10 protein-coding genes, 2 tRNA genes and 1 pseudogene are annotated in these 20309 nt (G+C 68.8%); 4 read left to right on the top strand and 9 right to left on the bottom strand.

The features are described from left to right. The first annotated feature begins 8 nt into the window (after positions 1 to 8). Positions 9 to 2249 carry a RecQ family ATP-dependent DNA helicase gene (locus BLQ10_RS11840; RefSeq protein WP_091562170.1) on the top strand — a complete coding sequence of 747 codons (2241 nt, stop codon included), beginning with the start codon at positions 9 to 11 and terminating at the stop codon, positions 2247 to 2249. Here BLQ10_RS11840 and BLQ10_RS11835 read toward each other — a convergent pair. From BLQ10_RS11835 to BLQ10_RS11820, 4 genes and pseudogenes are all read right to left on the bottom strand, one after another. Further along, positions 2194 to 3678, bottom strand: a complete 1485-nt coding sequence (locus tag BLQ10_RS11835) for an MFS transporter (RefSeq protein WP_091562474.1) — start codon at positions 3676 to 3678, stop codon at positions 2194 to 2196. The two genes, BLQ10_RS11840 and BLQ10_RS11835, sit on opposite strands and share 56 nt — an antisense overlap. A 22-nt stretch (positions 3679 to 3700) precedes the next feature. Next, a pseudogene (locus BLQ10_RS22955) lies at positions 3701 to 5346 on the bottom strand (phytoene desaturase family protein). Positions 5347 to 5491: 145 nt separating this feature from the next. Continuing rightward, positions 5492 to 5579: transfer RNA gene (locus BLQ10_RS11825), tRNA-Ser, on the bottom strand. A 155-nt stretch (positions 5580 to 5734) separates the two neighbouring features. Then, on the bottom strand, positions 5735 to 8014 hold the full coding sequence (locus BLQ10_RS11820; RefSeq protein WP_091562167.1) for a prolyl oligopeptidase family serine peptidase: 2280 nt from the start codon (positions 8012 to 8014) through the stop codon (positions 5735 to 5737). A gap of 84 nt (positions 8015 to 8098) precedes the next feature. On the opposite strand from BLQ10_RS11820, the gene BLQ10_RS11815 reads away from it, so the two are divergent. Continuing rightward, positions 8099 to 10351, top strand: a complete 2253-nt coding sequence (locus BLQ10_RS11815) for an FAD/NAD(P)-binding protein (RefSeq protein WP_091562164.1) — start codon at positions 8099 to 8101, stop codon at positions 10349 to 10351. Between the two features lie 415 nt (positions 10352 to 10766). Here the strand turns inward: BLQ10_RS11815 and BLQ10_RS11810 are convergent, their stop codons facing one another. The 4 genes from BLQ10_RS11810 to BLQ10_RS11795 all read right to left on the bottom strand — a co-directional run bounded on the left by BLQ10_RS11810 (position 10767) and on the right by BLQ10_RS11795 (position 17350). Beyond that, positions 10767 to 15329 (bottom strand): ExeM/NucH family extracellular endonuclease, encoded by a 4563-nt coding sequence (locus BLQ10_RS11810; protein ID WP_091562162.1) that lies wholly within the window; start codon positions 15327 to 15329, stop codon positions 10767 to 10769. 372 nt (positions 15330 to 15701) lie between these two features. Continuing rightward, positions 15702 to 16505, bottom strand: coding sequence for a VOC family protein (locus tag BLQ10_RS11805; RefSeq protein ID WP_091562159.1), 804 nt, complete (start codon positions 16503 to 16505; stop codon positions 15702 to 15704). 120 nt (positions 16506 to 16625) lie between these two features. After that, positions 16626 to 17039: an SRPBCC family protein gene (locus BLQ10_RS11800; RefSeq protein WP_091562158.1), complete on the bottom strand. Its 414-nt coding sequence runs from the start codon at positions 17037 to 17039 to the stop codon at positions 16626 to 16628. Continuing rightward, entirely contained in the window at positions 17036 to 17350 is a 315-nt protein-coding gene (locus tag BLQ10_RS11795; RefSeq protein WP_217635810.1) for an ArsR/SmtB family transcription factor, read from the bottom strand. The genes BLQ10_RS11800 and BLQ10_RS11795 overlap by 4 nt, the downstream gene beginning before the upstream one ends. Positions 17351 to 17434: 84 nt before the next feature. Here BLQ10_RS11795 and BLQ10_RS11790 point away from each other — a divergent pair, with 84 nt between their 5' ends. Beyond that, a complete protein-coding gene (locus BLQ10_RS11790; RefSeq protein WP_091562154.1) occupies positions 17435 to 18898 on the top strand; it encodes a protein adenylyltransferase SelO in 1464 nt (487 codons plus the stop codon). Between the two features lie 129 nt (positions 18899 to 19027). Here BLQ10_RS11790 and BLQ10_RS11785 read toward each other — a convergent pair. Next, a tRNA-Ser gene (locus BLQ10_RS11785) sits at positions 19028 to 19115 on the bottom strand. A 163-nt stretch (positions 19116 to 19278) separates the two neighbouring features. On the opposite strand from BLQ10_RS11785, the gene BLQ10_RS11780 reads away from it, so the two are divergent. Beyond that, entirely contained in the window at positions 19279 to 20262 is a 984-nt protein-coding gene (locus tag BLQ10_RS11780) for an NAD(P)H-quinone oxidoreductase (RefSeq protein WP_091562151.1), read from the top strand. Positions 20263 to 20309: the final 47 nt, after the last annotated feature.

Raw genomic sequence — 20309 nt, 5'->3', positions numbered from 1 at the left:
CTGAAGTAATGGCCAGTAACCCGAACGCCCTTTCCAGCACCGCCCTCGCCGACACCACACTTACCGGCGCAGCCGCTTCCGGCCCCGCACCTTCCGGCACCGCACCTTCCGGCACCGCGTCCCCGACCCGGGAACAGGCCCAGACTGTGCTGCGGGAGCTCGTGGGCCACCCTGAGGCGGAGTTCCATGACGGCCAGTTCGAGGCCATTGAGGCCCTGGTCGACGGCGGCAGGCGGGCCCTTGTGGTACAGCGCACCGGCTGGGGGAAGTCGGCCGTGTATTTCGTCGCCTCCCTGCTGCTGCGCCGCCGCGGCGCCGGCCCCACCCTGATCGTGTCACCGCTCCTGGCGCTCATGCGCGACCAGGTCGCCGCCGCGGCACGGGCCGGGGTGCGGGCGGTCGCCATCAACTCGGCCAACCAGTTGGAGTGGGACACCGTCCGCGAGCAGCTCGCCGCCGATGAAGTGGACGTCCTGCTGGTGTCGCCGGAACGCCTCACCAACCCGTCCTTCCGGGAAAACCAGCTCCCCGAGCTCGTGCGCCGGACCGGGCTGCTGGTGATTGACGAGGCCCACTGCATCTCGGACTGGGGCCACGACTTCCGCCCCGACTACCGGCGCATCGCGGACCTCATCACGCAGCTGCCGGACACCGTGCCGGTGCTCGCCACCACCGCCACTGCCAATTCCCGGGTGGTGCATGACATCGAGGAGCAGCTCGGCAAGGACGTGCTCACCATCCGGGGCGCCCTGGGCCGGGATTCGCTCCGGCTGGGCGTCCTGACCCTGCCCGATTCCCGGGAACGGCTGGGCTGGCTGTTGACCCACCTGCAGGATTTGCAGGGCAGCGGCATCATTTACACGCTCACCGTGTCGGCTGCCGATGACACTGCCCGCCTCCTGGCCGAAGCGGGGCACGAGGTGCTGGCCTACACCGGCCGCACGGACCCCGCGGACCGGGAACGCGCCGAGCAGCTCCTCAAGGACAACCAGGTCAAGGCGCTCGTGGCCACGTCCGCGCTCGGCATGGGCTTCGACAAGCCGGACCTCGGCTTCGTGGTGCACCTTGGCGCACCGTCCTCGCCGGTGGCGTACTACCAGCAGGTGGGCCGTGCCGGGCGTGGCGCGGCGAACGCCGACGTCCTGCTGCTGCCCGGTTCGGAGGACCGCGACATCTGGCAGTACTTCGCCACCGCGTCCATGCCGTCCGAGGAAAAGGCTGCCGCCGTCCTGACAGCCCTCGCCGAGGCCGGAACGGCAGTGTCCACCGTGGCGCTCGAGGCCCGGGTGGACCTGCGACGCACCCCGCTGGAGCTGCTGTTGAAGGTCCTGGCCGTGGACGGCGCCGTCGAACGCGTCGGCGGCGGCTGGCGCTCCACGGGACAGCCGTGGAACTACGACGCCGAGCGGTACAGCCGGATCGCCGAGGCCCGGGTGGATGAACAGGACTCGATGGTCATCTACCAGGACACCGCCGGCTGCCGGATGGAATACATCACCTCGGTGCTGGACGACGAAACAGCCCGCGCCTGCGGGCGCTGCGACAACTGCGCGGGCCGCTGGTTCAGGGCCGACATCGCCGAGGACGCCACGGAGACCGCCGGGCAGACCCTTCGCCGGGCCGGCGTCGTCCTTGAACCGCGCCTGCAGTGGCCCAGCGGCATGGACCGCCTGGGTGTGCCGGTCAAGGGAAAGATCAAGCCGGATGAAGCCCTCGCCGACGGCCGGGTGCTGGCGCGCCTGACGGACCTTGGCTGGGGCGGGGCCCTGCGCGAGGCGTTCGCCGCCGGTGCACCCGACCGGCCCGTGGACCCTGGCATGCTGCAGGCCTGTGTCCAGGTGCTCCGGGAATGGGGCACGGGAGATGCCCGGACCCCGGGCTGGAGCGGGGCCGGCCGCCCCGCCGCGATCATCAGCCTGCCCTCCCGCGGGAAGCCGCTGTTGGTGGACTCCCTGGCCCGCGGGATCTCCGAGATCGGCCGCATCCCGTATCTTGGCCAGCTGCAGCTCAACCACGGCGGACCTACCGGCGGCCGCGGCGGGAACAGTGCCTACCGGCTCGCCGGAGTCTGGGACCGTCTGGTGGTGGGCCCGGAACTGGAGGGCGCCCTGGCTGGCATCCGTGGCCAGAGCGTCATGCTGGTGGACGACCTCGTGGACAGCCGCTGGACCCTGACCATCTCCGGGCGGGCGCTCAGGCTCGCGGGCGCCGGCGCCGTTCTGCCGTTGGTGCTGGGCCAGGCAGGCTGACCTCGGCGCCGGCGTGGCGGGGGAGGGCCAGGCTGTCCATCGTGCTCAGGAGCATCAGGACCGCGATGGCCACGAACGCTGCCCGGTACGGCGCCGCCGGATCGCCGGTGGCGATGCCGGCGGCGACACCGGTGGTTCCTGCGGCGTGGCTGCTTGCCTCGAAGACCCGCAGCAGGAGCGCCCCGACAGCGATTCCTGCCGCGGTGGAGAGCTGCACGAGCGTGGCGGAGACGGCGTTGGCGGACGGCAGCTGGGCCGGGGCGACGTCGGCGTACTGGACGGATGCGTAGGCCGAGAACCCGATCGAGCGGAACGCTCCGCTGGCGACCAGCACGGCGACAATCAGCGGCTCCGGCGTGCCGGCGTCGAGCAGTGCGCACAGCGCGAAAGTGGCCGCGGAGGCCAGCGACGCGAACACCAGAACGGGTTTGAAACCGAAGCGCCGGATCAGGGGCGTCGTCGCGGGCTTTATCCCGATGTTCCCCACGAACACGGCGGACACCATCGCCCCGGCGCGCAGCGGGTCCCAGCCGAAGCCGGCCTGGAACATCAGCGGCAGCAGGAACGGCACGGCGCTGATGGTCAGGCGGTAGACGAAGCCTCCCGTCGCCGTCGCGCGGAACGTCCGCGCGCTGAAGACGGACAGATTGAACAGCGGCGTGCTGGTCCGTCGCATCCAGGCCACGGCGGCGGTCAGAAACAGCAGACCCACTACGATCCCTGCGGCCGCCGGGAGTCCAGAGTCCCGGCCGCCGGCCAGTTCCAGACCGACCAGCAGGGAGCCCACCCCGAGCGTGGTCAGGGCCAGGCCGAGCCAGTCCAGGCGCCGCGTCCTGTCGCGGCCCACTGTGGGAACCAGGCGCAGCGCGGCCAGGAACGCCGCCAGGCCCAGGGGGAGGTTGACCAGGAAGATCCAGTGCCACGACAGGTAGGTTGTAAGCGCTCCGCCCACGAGCGGGGCGAGGACCGGGGCCAGCAACCCGGGCCACACCAGGAAGGCGGTGGCCCGGAGCAGCTCCTTCTTCGGAGTTCCGCGGAGCACCACCAGCGTGCCCACAGGGACCATCATGGCGCCGCCGGCACCCTGCAGGACGCGGCTCAAGGTCAGCAAGGTCAGGTCCTGGCTGAGCGCGCAGAGCAGCGACGCAGCCGTGAAGATTGCGATGGCGAGACAGAAAACCCGGCGCGCACCGAGCCGCTCCGCGAGCCAGCTGCTGAGCGGGATGCCCATCGCCACCGTCATCAGGTACGCCGTCATGGTGATGTTGACGTCGGCGGCCGGCACGGCGAAATCGGCGGCGATACTGGGTATGGCCGTGGTCAGGACGGTCCCGTCGAGGAATTCCATGAAGAACGTCGCGGCCACCAAGAGGGCCAGCCGAGGGCTCCAGCTGCCCCCGGCCGGGACGGCGCGCGACGAGGCTTTCATGCGCGAGTCTCCGAGTTCCGGTTCACCCATTGCGGAGGGGCGGTTCCGATTCCAACACGGCCATGGCGGCGTTGTGACCGCCGATGGCACTGACGGCGCCGCCGCGGCGGGCGCCGGAGCCGCAGAGCAGGATCTGCGGATCGTCCGTCGCCACGCCCCAGCGCCGCGCCGGGGTGTCCAGCGGTTCGCCGTCCTCCACGAACGGCCAGTCGAGGCCGCCGTGGAAGATGTTGCCCCGGGGCATGCCGACGGCGCGTTCAATGTCCAAGGTGGTCTTGGTTTCGATGCAGGGCCGCCCGTCCGGGTCCGTCAGGAGCAGATCCTCAATGGGCTCGGCCAGGACGGAGTTCAGGGATGCCAGGACGGCGGCCTGCAGTTCGGCGCGCCGGTCCTCGTTGTTCCCGGCCGTGACCAGCCGTCCGGGACGTGCAGGCCAAAGACGGTCAGCGTCTGGGCGCCGGCGGCCTGCAGTTCCGGGGACAGGATGCTGGGGTCGGTCAGCGAATGGCAGTAGATTTCGCACGGCAGCGGCGAGGGCACGGATCCGGCGGCGGCGGTGCCGTAGGCGGCGTCGAGCTGGGACCACGTCTCGTTGATGTGGAACGTCCCGCCGAAGGCGGCCTCCGGGCTGACGGATCCGTCCAGCAGCCGGGGCAGCCGTTTGAGCAGCAGGTTGACCTTGACCTGGGCGCCCTCGCGGCGATGGTTCGGGTTGCCGGCGGCGGCGGCGCCAGCGGCGGCGGCGCCGGTGGCAGGCAGGTCGCGCAGCCGGCTGCGCAGCCGATCCAGGACGGCCGGCGCCACATTGGACAGCACCCACCGCGCGGAAGACGAGTGGTCCTGGCCGCCGTGGCGGTAGTCCACGACGCCGCCGGGCCGAACGGCCGTGACGTCCGCGGAGGTCAGGATGGTCGCGCCGGCGTCGCGGGCGGCCCGCTCCAGCTCGCCGGACACCGCGCCCATGCCGCCGACCGGCACGTCCCAGTCACCCGTCCCGCCGCCGAACAGGTGGTAGAGGAAGCAGATGTTTTGTTGCAGGTCCTCGTCGTCGGCCCGGGCGAAGGTCCCGATCAGCGCATCCGTCAGAACCACACCGCGGACCAGGTCGCTGCCCAGCTCCCTGGTGATGGCGTGCCCGATGGGATGTTCGATCATGGCCTCCCATGCTTCGGCGGCGCCGGCCCGGGTGGCGAGGGATCGCGCTTCGGACCGCGGCAGCAGCGGAGAGGTCATGGTCGGCCAGAGGGCCTCCGTGAGCTGCCGGCAGGCGGCGTAGAACGCGGTGAAGGCGCGGAACTCGCCGTCGGGCGCGCCGACGGCGGCGAAGGACGCCGCAGTGGCGGCCTCGTCCCCGTTGTCCACCAGCAGGGCCCGGCTGCCGTCCGCGGGGTCCGGGGTGTAGGAGGAATAGCGCCGCCGCGCCAGCGTGATGCGCAGGCCGAGGTCGTCGATGACCTGCTTGGGCAGGAGGCTGACGAGGTACGAGTAGCGCGAGAGGCGGGCATCGACGCCGTCGAACGCGTGCGCGGACACCGCGGCGCCGCCGGGGTGCTCCAGCTTTTCCAGGACCAGGACCTCACGCCCGGCCTTGGCCAGGTACGCGGCCGCGGCCAGGCCGTTGTGGCCGCCGCCGACGATAATGGCGTCAAATTCCTTGTTGCTCGACATGGGCCTATCCTGCCATCCGGATCCGCCGGCGGGCGGGAGGCGTCCGGCCACCGGACGGAGCGGTTTGCCGCCCGCCGGGCTCGGAGCCTGGGCCGGTGCGTGCCGGGAACGCAAAAGGCCCCGGTCCAGGGACCGGGGCCAAACGCGGAGACGGGGGGATTTGAACCCCCGGTGGAGTTGTGCCCCACACTTCATTAGCAGTGAAGCCCATTCGGCCGCTCTGGCACGTCTCCAATTGCTATTAACTAGCCAACCAAGGATACGCAGAAGGTGCCACGCAGTGCAAAACGGCCCGCCCGGGGCATCGCAGGGTCACTGCCGGCCCATGACGGGCGCCGGATCGACGCGAAGTGACCCCGCGTTGCTTATCGCTTTCGGGGGTGCGGAATCAGGCATCCCGGCCGGCCAGGGCCCGCCACAGGAAATGCTGGCTGCGGCTCTGCAGGGCCGCCGCTTGCCGGTTGTCCGAGGCCCCCGCGTGGCCGCCCTCGAGGGCTTCGTGGAACCAGACATTGGGGATGCCCATGGCCTGCATGCGGGCCGCCATCTTCCGGGCCTGGACCGGCCCCACCCGGTCATCCGAGGTCGCCGTCCAGATGAACGTCTCCGGGTAGTCCACGCCGTCCTTGAGCAGGTGGTACGGGGAGAACGTCTTCAGGAACTCCCACTGCTCCGGCACGTCAGGGTCGCCGTATTCGCCAATCCAGGAATAGCCCGCGGAAAGTTTGGTGTACCGGCGCATGTCCAGGAGCGGGACCCCGCAGGACACGGCGCCGAACAGCTCCGGGTACTGCGTGAGCATGTTGCCCACCAGCAGCCCGCCGTTGGAGCCGCCCACGCAGCCGAGCCGCTCCCGGGACGTGACACCGCGGGAGATCAGGTCCTTCGCGACGGCGGCGAAGTCCTCGTAGGCGCGGTGGCGGTTGCCCTGCAGCGCGGCACGGTGCCAGGCCGGCCCGTACTCGCCGCCGCCGCGGATGTTCGCCACCACGTAGACGCCGCCGCGGCGGTGCGGGGCCTCACCCTCGGCGCCGCCGGACTCCGCGGTCCGCCGCTCCAGCCACGCCCGGCCGATCGCGCCGCTGTACGCCGGAGTCCGGGATATCTCGAAGCCCCCGTAGCCGGACAGCTGGGTGGGGTTCTGGCCGTCCAGCACCAGGTCCTTGGCGGCCACCTGGAAGTACGGAATCCTGGTCCCGTCGCTGGAGACCGCGAAGTGCTGCTGGACTTCGTAGCCGGCCTCGTTGAAGAACGACGGCGAGGTCCGGATCACCCCGTGGGTGCTGGTGACGGAGCCACTGTCGCGTGTGAGTGTCCCGCGGGTCAGGGTGGTGGGCGTCGTGAAGCCGGTGGCCACGAGCCAGAAGTCGTTCCCTGCGCCCGGAGCCTCGCCCTCGGTCACCGAGGCGGCGCCGCCGGTGCCGTCGTCGTCCGAGCCTTCCGCGTCGTCTTCGTCATCCACCGCGAAGGCATTGACGTCGTGCAGGGGCGGGCAGGCGTCCAGCACGGTGGCCTCCCAGGCGGCGTCCGTACCCGGGCGCCGCGGATCCAGGACGTGGATTTCCGAGGACACGTCCCGGAGCAGGTTCAGCAGCAGGAAGTCCCGCGTCCAGCTCCAGGACTGCAGGGAGGTGTGCGGATCGGGTGTGAAGAGCACGTCCAGGTCCCGGGAGCCGGCGAGGAAGTCCTCGAACCCGGCCGCGAGCAGGGAACCCGCCGGGTAGGTGGTGCCGTTGACGGTCCAATCACGCTGCGGGCGGAACAGGAGCCATTCGCGGTGCGAGCTCAGGTTCACGTCTGCGGGCACATCGATCTGCACCCACTGACCCTCGCGCAGCACGGAGGTGTTCTTCTCGAAGAAACTGATCCAGTCGACGGCGAACGTGCGTTCGAAGCCCGGAGTGGAGTCGTGGGCCACGATCGCCATCATGTGGTCCTCGGGAATGTCGAAAATCTGCTCTGCCTGCGCCAGGGAAGCACCCCGGTTCAGCTTCACCCCGGTCCGGGCATAGGACGAGGTGGTCCGCGGCAGGTCCTGGGCGGTGGTGGCGACGAGCAGGGTGTCCGCGTCCAGCCAGGAGGCGTTGCCCTTGCCGGTCGGGAGGTCGAAGCCGCCGTCGGCCGGGTCCACGAAGCCGCGGGCCTCGACGTCGAACTCCCGGTGGCGGTTCGCGTCCCCGCCGTCGGGGGAGAAGGCCAGCAGGGCCCGCCGGTGGGGTTCACCCGGGGCCGGACGGAGGAAGTTCGCGCCGTGGAAGACCCAGTCCTGGCCCTCGGCGGCGGCGAGGGCGTCGACATCCAGCAGGACATCCCACGCGGGAGTCCCGGCCCGGTAGCTGTCCCAGCTGGTTCGTCGCCACAGGCCCTTGGGGTTGTCCCGGTCCTTCCAAAAGTTGTAGTACCACTCTCCGTGCTTGCCCACCATGGGGATCCGGTCGGTGGAGTCGAGGACCTCCAGGATCCTGCCTTCCAGATCGGCGTAGTCGGCATCCTCGAGGAGTTCCTCGGTGCGGGCGTTCTGTTCACGGACCCACGCCAGCTGCTCTTGGCCGTAGATGTCCTCCAGCCAGATGTTCTCGTCGACGGGTTCGGGGGAAGTTCCTGCAGCGGGGAGGGCGCCGCTGGATTGGCCGGACGCGGACGGGTGGTCAGCTTCTGTGGTGGTCATTTGTCAATCCAAGAACATCGGTGCGGCAGTAGCAAGTCACGCGGGCGTCAAGCCAGCGGCCGGGATGCCGATACGCTGGATGCCGTGGGCATATCGCGAAGCATCCGGACGGCAGTGATAGGCGCCGGTCCCCGGGGCACGAGCGTGCTGGAACGGCTCCTCGCCAACTGGGCCTCCGCCGGCTCCGCGGGAACCCTGCACATCGACGTGATCGACCCTTACCCGGCGGGCCCGGGGCACGTCTGGCAGCCCGGACAGTCGCGGCTGTACCTGATGAACACACAATCCTTCTATCCCACCGTGGTCCCCGAGGACCGGGAGCTCGCTCCGCCCCTGGCCGGGCACACATTCGACCGGTGGCGCGAACTCCAGCAGGACCACCCGCAGCCAACACTTACCGAAGAGGAACGCGCCGAGGTGGCCAGGCTCGGCGAGGCGGACTTCCCCAGCCGGGCCCTCTACGGCCGTTACTTGCGGTCCACCCTCGAGGAACTGCTCAGCGTCCTGCCGGCCGGCGTCAGCGTGGACTTCCACCTGGCGACGGCGACGTCCGTCCGTCACGCCGCCGCGGAGCCGGTCGATCCGGCGGCCGGCCAGGTGGAATTTGCCGAACCAGTGGAATTTGCTGAACCAGTGGAATTTGCCGAACCAGTGGAATTTGCTGAACAGAAGGAACCTTCGGTGCGGTTCGACGTCGTGCTCGACGACGGCACGGTGCTTACGGTCGACTCGGTGGTGCTGGCCATGGGCCATCTGGACGCGCGGTTGAACGCCGAACAGCGGAAGCTGCTCTCCGCGGCGGAGGAGCTCGGACTCCTGTACGTCCCGCCGGCGGCGCCCGCCGACGTCGACTGGTCCGTGGTGCCGGGCGGAGAACCTGTCCTGGTGCGCGGCATGGGCTTGAACTTTTTTGACGTGATGGGACAGCTGACGGAAGGGCGGGGCGGCCGGTTCGTTGCCGAGGAGAGGAACGGTGAACTGACGTATCTGCCGTCCGGCCGCGAACCGCTCCTCATCGCCGCCTCACGCCGCGGAACCCCCTACCGGGCGAAGGCGACACTCGCCGGCTACTACCCGGGCGAGGTCCAGTTGCGGTACTGCACCGAGGACGCGATCGCGAAGTTCGCCGACTCCGGAATCCGGCCCTCATTCGACTTCGACCTCTGGCCGCTGCTGCACCGGGACGCGATCTGGGCCTACTATTCGACGCTCGCGCGCTCGCAGCCCGATGCCATCCTGACCGGCCCGGGCGAGTTCCTGCGCGCCTTGGAGGAGGCCCTGCGGCCGCACGCGCATTCGACCGCGAAGTGGGAGCACGCCACGGAATCGGTGATTGCCGTCCATGTCCGGTCATCCCACCGCCTGGACCTGCTCGGTCTCGCGGCGCCCCTGGCCCGGCGTTCATTTGGCTCCCGGACTGAACTGGACGCCGCCGTCGTCGACTACCTGCTCGACGACGCCCGGCGCTCGGCACTTGGCGAGGACGACCCCGTGAAGATGGCGATCGGCGCGCTGCACCACGGCCGGGCGGTACTGAAGACCGCTGTGGCCGACGGCGGCATCACGGACGAATCCTGGGTCGCGGGCCTCCGCGGCTGGTTCGAATCCTTCGTGGAAGGCCTGGCGAGCGGGCCGCCGGCCCTGCGCTCTGCGCAGCTCGCGGCGCTGGCGCGGGCAGGAGTCGTACGCTTCGTGGGCCCGGACCCCAAGTTCGGCGTGGATCGCCGGGCCCGGACGTTCACAGCGGCGTCGCCGTGGGTGGGCAGCGAAACCGATGAAACCGAGGGTGAAGAGTCAGAGGGCGCCGGAATGTATGGCGCCGGACTGGACCGTGCTGGCGTAGGCGCCGTCGGTGTGGGCGTCGTTGGTGCTGTTGGCGCCGGCAGCGGAGCCGTGGGTGGCGCCGGCATGCAGAGCGCCGCTGTGCGGAGCCCGGGTGCGGCGAGGGCGCGGACGGAGACCGCTGTGGCGGGCGCGGTGTCCGCGACGGCGATGATCGAGGCGCTGGCACCGGCCAACCGGGTAGCCGTCAATTCCTCGCCGCTGCTGGAACAGCTACTCGCCGAGGGGTTGGTGCGGCCGCGCCTCATGATGACCGTGGAGGGAACCCCGGTGGAGACCTCCGGGCTGGACGTCGTCCCGCATCCGTATCGGCCGCTGGGTGCCAACGGGTCCATGACGCCGGGACTGTATGTGCTGGGGCTCCAACTCTCCGCCACGCAATGGGGCACGGCCATCGCGGCCGAGGCCCGGCCGAAGTCTGGCCCCGTCTACCGCAGCGGCCAGCGCACGCTGCGCGACGCCGACGAGATCGCCCGCGACATCCTGGCCCAGTAGCCCGCCATTGCCCGCCTACGAAGAATGGGCATGTGCCGGGCTCGCCCGCCTCGCAAAAATGGACATGCCCTCCCTTGGTGCCGGGCAAGGGACACTTGGTGTTTATGTCCAGTGCCGCGGGCCAGGGGAGGGCATGCCCAGTGGTTCGCCCGCCTCGCAAGAATGGACATGCCCTCTCTAGGTGCCGGGCAAGGGACACTTGGTGTTTATGTCCTATGCCGCGGGCCAGGGGAGGACATGCCCTGTGATTGGCCCGCCTCGCAAAATGGGCAGGCCCTGTGGTTCGCCCGCCTCGCAAAAATGGACATGCCCTCCCCTGGGGCCGGGCAATGGACACTTGGTGTTTATGTCCAGTGCTGCGGGCCAGGGGAGGGCATGGGCCGGGGTGTCGGACTAGGAAGTCCGGGCTAAGGCATCAGCCCTTGAGGCACTTCCGGTAGGCGGCCATGGCTGTTCCGTAGTTGACCTGGCCCACAACGTCCGCGGGCCTCGTCGGCTTGACCGGAGGCGTGCACTTCGGCGGGACGGGGACGCTGGCTGCGACCAACACGACCGCTTTCACCACGGTGCCGGATTCGACGGCGGTGAGCACCAGGGTGCCCGCGCCGGCGGCGGCTCCGGCGGGAACCAACACGCTCACCGTGGCGGCGCCGCCGGTCACCGGTGACGTGCCCAGGGCTGTCACGGTACCGGCAGCATCCGTGAACTCGGCGCGCAGCGAGGCGTTCACCGGGCTGCCCAGCGAGGTGAGGTCCAGCTTCGAAACCGCCAGGGTGACGGATTCCCCGCTCTTGACCTCGGCCGCCGTCGTGTTCACAACGGCCACGGAGCGGCGGGCGAAGTCGGGCGCGACCGGGTTGTGGGTCTGCAGGTACTTGATCCAGGCGTCGCGGTCCACGAGCCCGGAGTCCTTGGTGCCTGCGCCTTCCTTGAAGATGCGGAAGTTGTCGCCGCCGGTGGCCAGGAAGTTGAACGTCCCGATCCGGTAGGACTTCGCCGGGTCAATCAGTGCACCGTTGACCCGGATCGAGGTGATCCGGTCACCGGCGGCGCGGGCGGCGTCGTAGGTGTAGTTCACGTTCTTGGACAGGCCCAGCTGCTGGTACGCGCGGCTGGGAACCGAGCCGTCCGGGTTGGTCTGCCACTGCTGCTCCAGCAGGGTCTTGAACTGCGCACCGGTGAGGGACGTGGTCCACAGATTGTTCACGAACGGCAGCACCGCGTTGGCCTCGGCGTACGTGATGGTGCCGTCGGGCGCGTAGTACAGCTCATTGCGCAGACCGCCCGGGTTGACGACGCCGATTTCGGCGGCGCCGAGTTCCGGCGCCTTCAGCGCATCCACAAGGGAGTCCGCCACCAGGTTGCCGAGGGTGGACTCGCTGGCCCGGTCATCGCGCACGGCGGGAGAACCGGCGAACGCCGTCGTGATATCCGCGGTGACCTTGCCGACCGGCTGGTTGCCGACCACGGCGGCGTCGGCCAGGGCCTTGTCCACGATGGTCTTGACGGCCGCAACCCGCGGGTACTGCGCCACAAGATCGGCTGCCGGCTGCGCGGCGCTGGTGGTGCGCTGGACGTTGCCGGCCTTGTACCCGGTCACCGACATGGTCTTGGTGTCGATGGTCAGCTGGATCTGGCCGATGAACTCGCCGTAGTTTCCGGTCTGGACGATCGGGCGGGTCCTGCCGGTCGGCTGGCCCGCAGAATCGAGGACGGGCGCGTCCCAGGAGTACTGCTTGTGGGTGTGGCCGTTGAAGATCGCGGCAACATCCGGGGTGACCTTCTGGACCATCTTGGCGAAGGGGCCGCCGGCGGCGATCTCCTGCTCCAAAGTGGCGCCGTCGGGCGCGCCGGACCCGGCGCCGTCGTGGTTCTCCACAATGATGACGTCGGCGAGCTTGTCCGCCTTGATCTTCGCCGCGACCCGGTTGATGGCGTCCACGGGGTCGCCGAACTCAAGGTCCGCGATGCCCGACGGCGTGACCAGGGAGGGGACTTCCTGCGTGACGGTGCCGATCACGGCAACCTTGACGCCGTTCATGTCCAGGACCGTGTACTCCGGCAGGACCGGGGTGGTGGTGCCCTTCGCATAGACGTTGGCACCCAGGTACGGGAACTTGGCGTTGGTCCCGCCGGCGGCGACGCGGTCGCGCAGGTCAGCCCAGCCGCCGTCGAACTCGTGGTTGCCCACCGCGGAAGTGCGCAGGTCCAAGGCGTTCAGCACGTCGATGGTCGGCTGGTCCTTGGCCACCGCCGAGGCGAACAGTGAGGCGCCGATGTTGTCGCCGGCCGAAATGAACGCCGTGGCGCCCGGGGCGGCGGCGGCACGCAGCTTCTCGATGGTCCCCGCGAAGAACACGGTGTTGGAATCGATGCGGCCGTGGAAGTCGTTGATGCCCAGGAAGTTCAGCTCCACGCTGGCCGGGGTGACGGGCAGGTCCAGCCCCACCACCACCGGATCGTGGTCGCTGGCGCGGAACTGGTCCGGAGCGTAGTAGTCGGTGACGTTGTTGTTGTAGCGGCTGTACTCCAGCGCCACGGACTCCACGGAGTTGATGTTCCAGATGTCCGCGCCGGTGACGACGGCGTTGGCCGCCGGCGAGGCGAGGATGTGGTCCAGCGAGCCCACGAGGCCGCCGAACAGGTAGGAATGCTTGGCGGAACCGTCGGCGTTTTTCGCCTTCTCATCCTGGTTGACGTACCCCGCGCCCGTGAGGACGTTGATCGGGTCCTCCTTGGCGTAGGAATTGAAGTCGCCGATCAGGAACACCTTGTCTGTGCCCTTGGACTTCTGCAGTTCCTCGGAGAACGCCAGCAGGGACTTGGCCTGGGCGGTGCGGGCGAGGTTTGAGGCGCCCTGGCCCTTGTCGGTGTCCTCCGGCGTGGCGGCGGAGCCCTTGGACTTGAAGTGGTTGGCGATCGCGATGAACTTCTTGTCATCGGCGGCGCCCACGGGCTTGAAGACCTGGGCCATCGGCTTGCGGGCGCTGGCGAAAGCGACCGTGTCGTTGTGGATGATGGACTCGCCGATTGGTTCGGCGACGGCCAACTTGTAGATGAACGCGGTGCGGATCATGTCCTCGTCGGCCAGCGGGGGTGCGTTGGCGGGCGTGCGGACGTAGTCCCAGATCCCCGGTGTGGCGATGTTCAGCGCATCCACCAACTTGGCGAGCGCGTAGTCCCGGGTCTTGCCGAACTGGGCCGAGTTTTCGACCTCCATCAGGGTGACGACGTCGGCCCCGGACTTGGAGATGGCGGCGACGATCTTGTCCTGCTGCCGCTTGAGGTTCTCCGCGTTCGCGGCGCCGCGGACGTCGCAGCCGCCCTTGACGGTGATGGGGTTGCCGTCCCGATCCGGGTAGAAAGTGCAGCCCGCCACCTGGTCGCCCGTGGTGGGGAAGTAGTTCAGCACGTTGAAGGAAGCGAGCTTGAGGGTGCCGCCCACGGCGGCCGGCGTGTCCGCTCGGGTGGCGCCGAAGCTCGCCGGCTGCACGGTGTCCGCGTTGGCGGCCGTCAGTTGGGTCAGGGGCTGGAACTTCCAGGCGCTGTTCGCGTAGCTGAGCACCACGTTGGTTCTAAACGTCACCGGCGCGCCGACCCGGACGTGATCGGCCGTGGTCAGGTACGGGAGCACCTGGGACTTGGTGGCGGCGTCCTTGAGGAAGTTCGTGGTGGCGCCGTCGTCGAGTTTGATGCCGCGGGCGGCGTTCGCCGCGACCGTGGCGGTGTACTCCGCGGAGCCGAAGGGCGCGACGGCGGTGGGCTGCTCCAGCGCTGTGGTGCCGCCGGCCAGACCGATCTCGCCGTACTGGTTCAGCGAGAAATTGTCCGCCACGGTGACCGGACCCTGCGGAGTGAGCAGCATGCCTTCGAGGGACTCACGGAAGGCCTCGTCGGCGGGGAGGGCGAAGCCGGTGGCCTTGACCTCGGGGGCGGCCTCGGTGAGCTTCTTCAGATCAGCCGCCGCGGCGACGGTCAGCTGCGTCATACCGAAGAATTCGCTGACTGCGCCGGTGAGTTCGACGTAGTCGCCGATCCTGACAGCGTCGACCGTGGACGGCGAGTAGACGAACACAGCGTCCGACGCCGCGTGGTTGGCCGGCGTGAGATCGCCGCCCGTGCCCGGGGTCTGGACGTAGTAGCCGGCGAAGCCGCCGGTGGGGAATGTGGCAGTGACCCTGCCGCGCGTGGTGACCGATGATCCTGCCAGCGGGCTTGCGGCGCCGTTGCCCTGGATTTCGGCGATGGTCTTGGCGGCCGGGGGAGTGCCGGGGCCCGGATCGACGGGTGGGTCCACGGGGCCGGAATCCGCGGCGCCATTGGCGTCCTTCGGCGTGATGGCTGCGTTGAGCGTGGCGTCAGCGGAGTTGTTGTTGGTGTCCGCGCCGTTGCTGCGGTTCAGGCTCTTGACGTCGGTGTTGCCCGACGGCGCGGCGGCCGCCTGGGTCTCGAATGTGTTGGAGGTGCCGTAGCCGAGGAGGTCGGCGACATTGGCCGGTTCAATGACCGAGCCCGTCGGCAGCGGGTTGAGCGCGGCGGCCTGCCTGGCCAGCACGATCGTGCCGCCACCTCCGGCCGGGTTGAAACCGGTGGCGGTGGCGTCTGCGGTCGGCAGGTCCGCGCCGGCCGTGCCGTTGCTGCCGCCCTTGAGCAGGTAGTAGCCCTTGGCGGGGATACTCCCGGTCAGGGCAGCCACCGAGCTCGGCGCCCCGGTCCCCGTGGCGGAGCGGTACTGGACGGACCAGCCTTCCAGCGAGACCGGCTCGTCGGAGCCGTTGTAGAGCTCGACGAACTTGTTTTTGAAGGCCGCACCGGAGCTGCCGCCGCTGAGGTAGGCCTCGTTGATGACCACCGGCGAGGTTCCGGTTGCTGCCGGGGCGGCCTCCACGGCATTAGCCGGCGCGGCCGCCAGCGGAGCCGCTATGAGCGCAGCCGACAGGGCTGTGCCCAGCACTGTTTTCCAGGTTGTTATTTTCATCCGCTCTAACTCTCATTAGGTGCCCCGGGTAAAGGGCAGGGTGCAGTGCGTCCGCAGGGTGCAGCGGACAGTGGCCGGCCTGAACTCCTGGTCAAGTCGTGCCGGGCCCATCCAAGCAGGGGTGAATGAACAACGTATGGATTAAACGTGCATTCGGCGGGACGTCCCCCAGCGAGACGTGCCGCAGCCTTCCCGGAGCGGCTCGAAAGCCCCGGGCAATGGTGACTGGTGTTGCAGGTGAGCGGTGTCCGGGTGCCTCCACGGACGCTCCACAGCAGAATACCGGCCAGTAGCCCTTGGGGAAGGGTCTGGCCGGTATTTCTTACAACAATTTTTGTAATTAGGTAGGAGGGGCCTTCCGGCCCCGCCCTGCTAGGCGTCCGTGCCGGGCTGAGCGCCCTGTCCGGTGTCAGCCACGATCTTGAACATGGCACCGGTGGGGTCGGTCAGCGTGGCGAGCCGGCCGAACGGGGTGTCGTCCGGCCCGTCAATCACCGTGGCGCCGAGGGAGAGGGCCTCTGCGATCGTGGCGTCGGTGTCGGCAACGGCGAAGTAGACCTGCCAGTTGGAGGGAACTTCGGCAGGCAGGTAGGCCGAAGCGTCCATGATCCCGGCTTTGGCCGCCGGGCCTGCGCCCAGTGTGGTGTAGCGGAATTCCGGGGTGTCGGACATGACGTCGGTGTCCCAGCCGAACACGTCCTGATAGAACTTGACGGCGGTGGCGTAGTCCTTGGTGTGGAGCTCGTGCCAGGCCGGGGCGCCGGGCTCGGCCGCCAGTTCATAGCCCTTCATTTCAGCCGGCTGCCATACGCCGATCGACGCGCCCGTGGCGTCGGCGAGCATGGCCATGCTGCCCTGCTCGGGGACGTCCATGGGCTGCATGTAGACCTGGCCACCGTGCTCGGAGGCAGCCTTGGCCGTTGCGGCGGCGTCCTCCGAGCGCAGGTAGGTGCTCCACACGTCCGGCATTCCCGCCATGTCTGCCTGCTTTTGCATGAGGCCGGCGACGGACTTCCCGTTCTTCGAGGCAGTGATGTAGCCGCCGTATTTTTCTTCGTCGCCGGTCTGGAAGGTCCAGCCGAAGACTGCCCCGTAGAACGATTTGGCTTTTTCGGTATCCGAGGTCATGAGGTCGATCCAGCATGGTGCGCCGTTGGAGTATTCGGGGGTAGGCATGAGGGCTCCTGCTCTTGGTGGCGGGCCGGACATCCGTCTGCGGCCGCCGGACTCGGGTGGATGGTCGAGGGTGGAGACACAGAGAGACTATGACGGAGAGCCGATAGTTTCAATGGCGAGTCAGGGACGGGCTGCGCCGGCGAGGACGTCGTCAATCCGGGACAGGACGCCCGGCCAGCCGTGGCTCATGCCGTGGAATGCCTGCTCGCCCATGGGGGTGTGGAGGCGGAAGCCGGTGTGCTCGAGGTGCAGGACCGTTCCGTCCTCAACGGCCTCGAGCGTCCACGCGACGGTGGTGTCGAGGGAACCCTCGGCGAAGAGAAAGCTGATCGAGGTCCCGGACTCAACGGTGAGGACTTCGCATTGCTGCAGGCCCCAGGAACCCATGTCCATCGTGAAGCGGTGCCCGGGGGTGGGGGCGATGTCGCCCGGGGCCCACCAGCGGGCGAGCAGCTCGGGAGTGGTGAGCGCGGCCCAGACGGCGGCGGGTTGGTGGGGGAAGCGGCGCTCCAGGCGGATTGTGTTGTCGGTCATGGCTGGTTCTCCTCGTCCAAAAGATCAGCCAGCGCGTCGAGGCGCTGGGCCCAGTAGTGCTCGTAGTGCTTCAGCCAGCCGCTGACTTCGGCGAGGCCTGCGGCCTGGAGATGGTAATAGCGGTACCGTCCCTGCCGTTCCTCGCGAACGAGCCCGGCCTCGCGGAGCACCGCGAGGTGCTCTGAGGCGGCCGAGCGGCTTTGTCTAAGCAGCCGCGTGAGATCCCCCGCTGTTCTGGGACCCTCGCGGAGTTCGTCGAGAATGGTGCGGCGCGCAGGGTTTGCGAGGGCGGCAAACATGTCCGGAAGCACTTGAGGATGATATGCCGGATTTTTCCGACATATCAAGTCGGCCGAACCCTGAACCCTGTTAGCGATGCCATCTATCCTTAAGAGATGAGTGACACCGCCCGTTCCACCGTCACATTCGAGGGCCGCTTCGCCCGGGAGTTTGCGGAGATGGCCATTCCCTGGCGTGCGGAGGAGGCTCCCGACCCGCAGCTGCTGGTGCTCAACGAACCCCTCGCCGTCGACCTCGGCCTCGATCCTGACTTCCTCCGCAGCCCGGAGGGCTTGCTCTTGCTCATCGGCAACGCCGTGCCCGCCGAAGCCACTCCGGTGGCGCAGGCGTACGCCGGGCATCAGTTCGGCTGGTACGCCCCCCGGCTGGGCGACGGCCGCGCGCTCCTGCTTGGAGAGATCGCGCACGCGGACGGGCAGCTGCGCGATGTCCACCTCAAGGGTTCAGGGCGCACACCGTTCGCTCGCAATGGAGACGGCCTGGCAGTCGTCGGTCCGATGCTGCGCGAGTACATCGTGAGCGAGGGCATGCACGCCCTGGGCATTCCCAGCACACGGTCCCTCGCCGTCGTGGCGACGGGGCGTTCGGTGCAGCGGGAGACCCTCCTGCCCGGAGCCGTTCTCACCAGGGTCGCCAGCAGCCATGTGCGCGTAGGAAGCTTCCAGTACGCCCGGGCAACGGCTGACATCGGCCTGCTGCGCAGGCTTGGCGATTACGCGATTAGCCGTCACCACCCCGCTGCGGGTGAGGCCGGGAACCCCTACCTCGCCCTGCTCGAGGCCGTGGTAGCTGCCCAGGCGTCGCTGGTGGCACAGTGGATGCTGGTGGGCTTCGTCCACGGGGTCATGAACACCGACAACATGACCATCTCGGGCGAGACCATTGACTACGGCCCGTGTGCATTCATGGATGCGTTCGACCCCGCCGCCTCCTACAGCTCGATCGACGAGGGCGGGCGCTACGCCTACCGTAACCAGCCGCTGGTGGCGGAGTGGAACCTTGCCCGGCTCGCCGAGACGCTCCTGCCCCTCATTCACGGTGACCAGGACAAGGCGGTGGAACTGGCGGTGGAAGCCCTCGGCGGGTTCCGTCCGCGGTACAGCGCCGCCTGGTTCGCGGGCATGAAGGCCAAGCTGGGGCTTCGCGCAGAGACCGACGTCAACGACGCCTCGCCTCTCGTCGACGAGCTGCTGGCTCTCCTCCAGGCGGGACGGGTGGACTACACATCGTTCCTCCGGAACCTGGCCACGGCCGCCCGCGGCCAGGGGGAACCTGCGCGCGGCATGGTGCCCGATATGTCGGCGTTTGATGCCTGGGCGGAGCGTTGGCGCGCGTTGGACCCGGACGCGGACTCCATGGACCGGCTGAACCCCATCTACATTCCCCGCAACCACCTGGTGGAGGAGGCCCTCGCCGCCGCTACCGGTGGCGACCTGGCTCCGCTGGGCAGGCTTCTGGAAGCGGTGTCTAATCCCTTCGAGGAGCGGCCAGGCCTGGAGCGCTACGCCGAGGCCGGCCCGGAAGATTTCGCCGCCTACCGGACGTTCTGCGGGACCTGAGCGGCGGTCGGACGGCGGTCTAATGAGGACGGACCACGGACTGCGGACTACGAACGCGAAAGAGGCCGTCTGCGGCAATCTCTCGATCGCCGCAACCGGCCTCTGTACCGCGCCAGCTCGGCGCTCTCGCGGAAGGTAAGAGATTCGAACTCTTGGTACGGGGTCACCGCACACTGGTTTTCAAGACCAGCTCCATCGGCCGCTCGGACAACCTTCCCTAACGAGTAGTCTTTCATAGGCAGTCGGCTGCCACAAAAACCAGAAACACCGTGCGCTTGCGGACGCGTCCTGCTCCCGGCCATATTCTGGGGAGTGATGTTGATCGGGCCTGGCGATCGCGGCGAACGTGCGCGGAGCCAGTTAGGAATCGGGAGTACTCCATGAAGGCTGTCTATATCTCAGAGCCCGGCGGACCCGAGGTCCTGGAAGTCCGGGAAGTTCAGGCCCCGGCGGCCGGCCCCGGCGAGGTGCTGATCGACGTCGTGGCCGCGGGCCTTAACCGTGCGGACGTCCAACAGCGCAAAGGGTTCTACCCGCCGCCCCCCGGTGCCTCCGAGATCCCCGGACTGGAGGTCTCGGGCAGGATTGCCGGGTTCGGCCCGGGCGTGACCAAGGCATTTTCCGTCGGGGACAAGGTGGTGGCGCTGCTCGCCGGCGGCGGTTATGCCCAGCAAGTGGCCGTTCCTGCCGGGCAGGTCCTGAGGATCCCCGACGGCGTGGATCTGGTCACGGCGGCCTCCCTGCCGGAGGTCGCGGCCACCGTCTATTCCAACCTGATCATGACCGCGCAGCTTCAGCCCGGCGAAACTGTCCTCATCCATGGAGCCACGGGCGGTATCGGCACCATGGCCATCCAGCTGGCCAAGGCCGTCGGCGCTCGGGTGGCCACGACGGCGGGCAACGCGGAAAAGGTCGGCACCGCCAAGGCCTTCCTTGGGGCGGACATCGCCATCAACTACGCTGAGGAAGACTTCCCGGCGAGCCTGCGCGTGCAGAACGGCGGCAAAGGCGCAGATGTCATCCTCGACGTCGTCGGGGCGAAATACCTCGAGCAAAACATCGATGCGCTCGCCGACTACGGACGCCTTGTGGTGATCGGGCTGCAGGGCGGTGCGAGGGCGGAACTGGACCTTGGACAGCTGCTGCGAAAGCGGGCCGCCATCATCGCCACCGCACTGCGTCCCCGCCCGGTCGAGGAAAAAACCGTGATCATGAACGCCGTCCGCGACGCCGTGTGGCCGATGCTGACCGACGGCAGGATCAGGCCCCTCGTGGCCAAGACCTTCCCGTTGGCCCAGGTCGCCGCCGCGCACGCCTACTTCGATTCCGGCGACCACGTGGGCAAGGTCCTGCTGGTCATGTAACGGGGCGCCGGATCCGGCTTAAGCCGCAGGTCGGGAGCAACTTATTC

This window comes from Arthrobacter sp. ok362 (assembly GCF_900102785.1).
Lineage (GTDB): Bacteria > Actinomycetota > Actinomycetes > Actinomycetales > Micrococcaceae > Arthrobacter.
The sequence above is the reverse complement of the archived record's forward strand: the minus strand, read 5'-3'. Positions and strand labels throughout refer to the sequence as shown.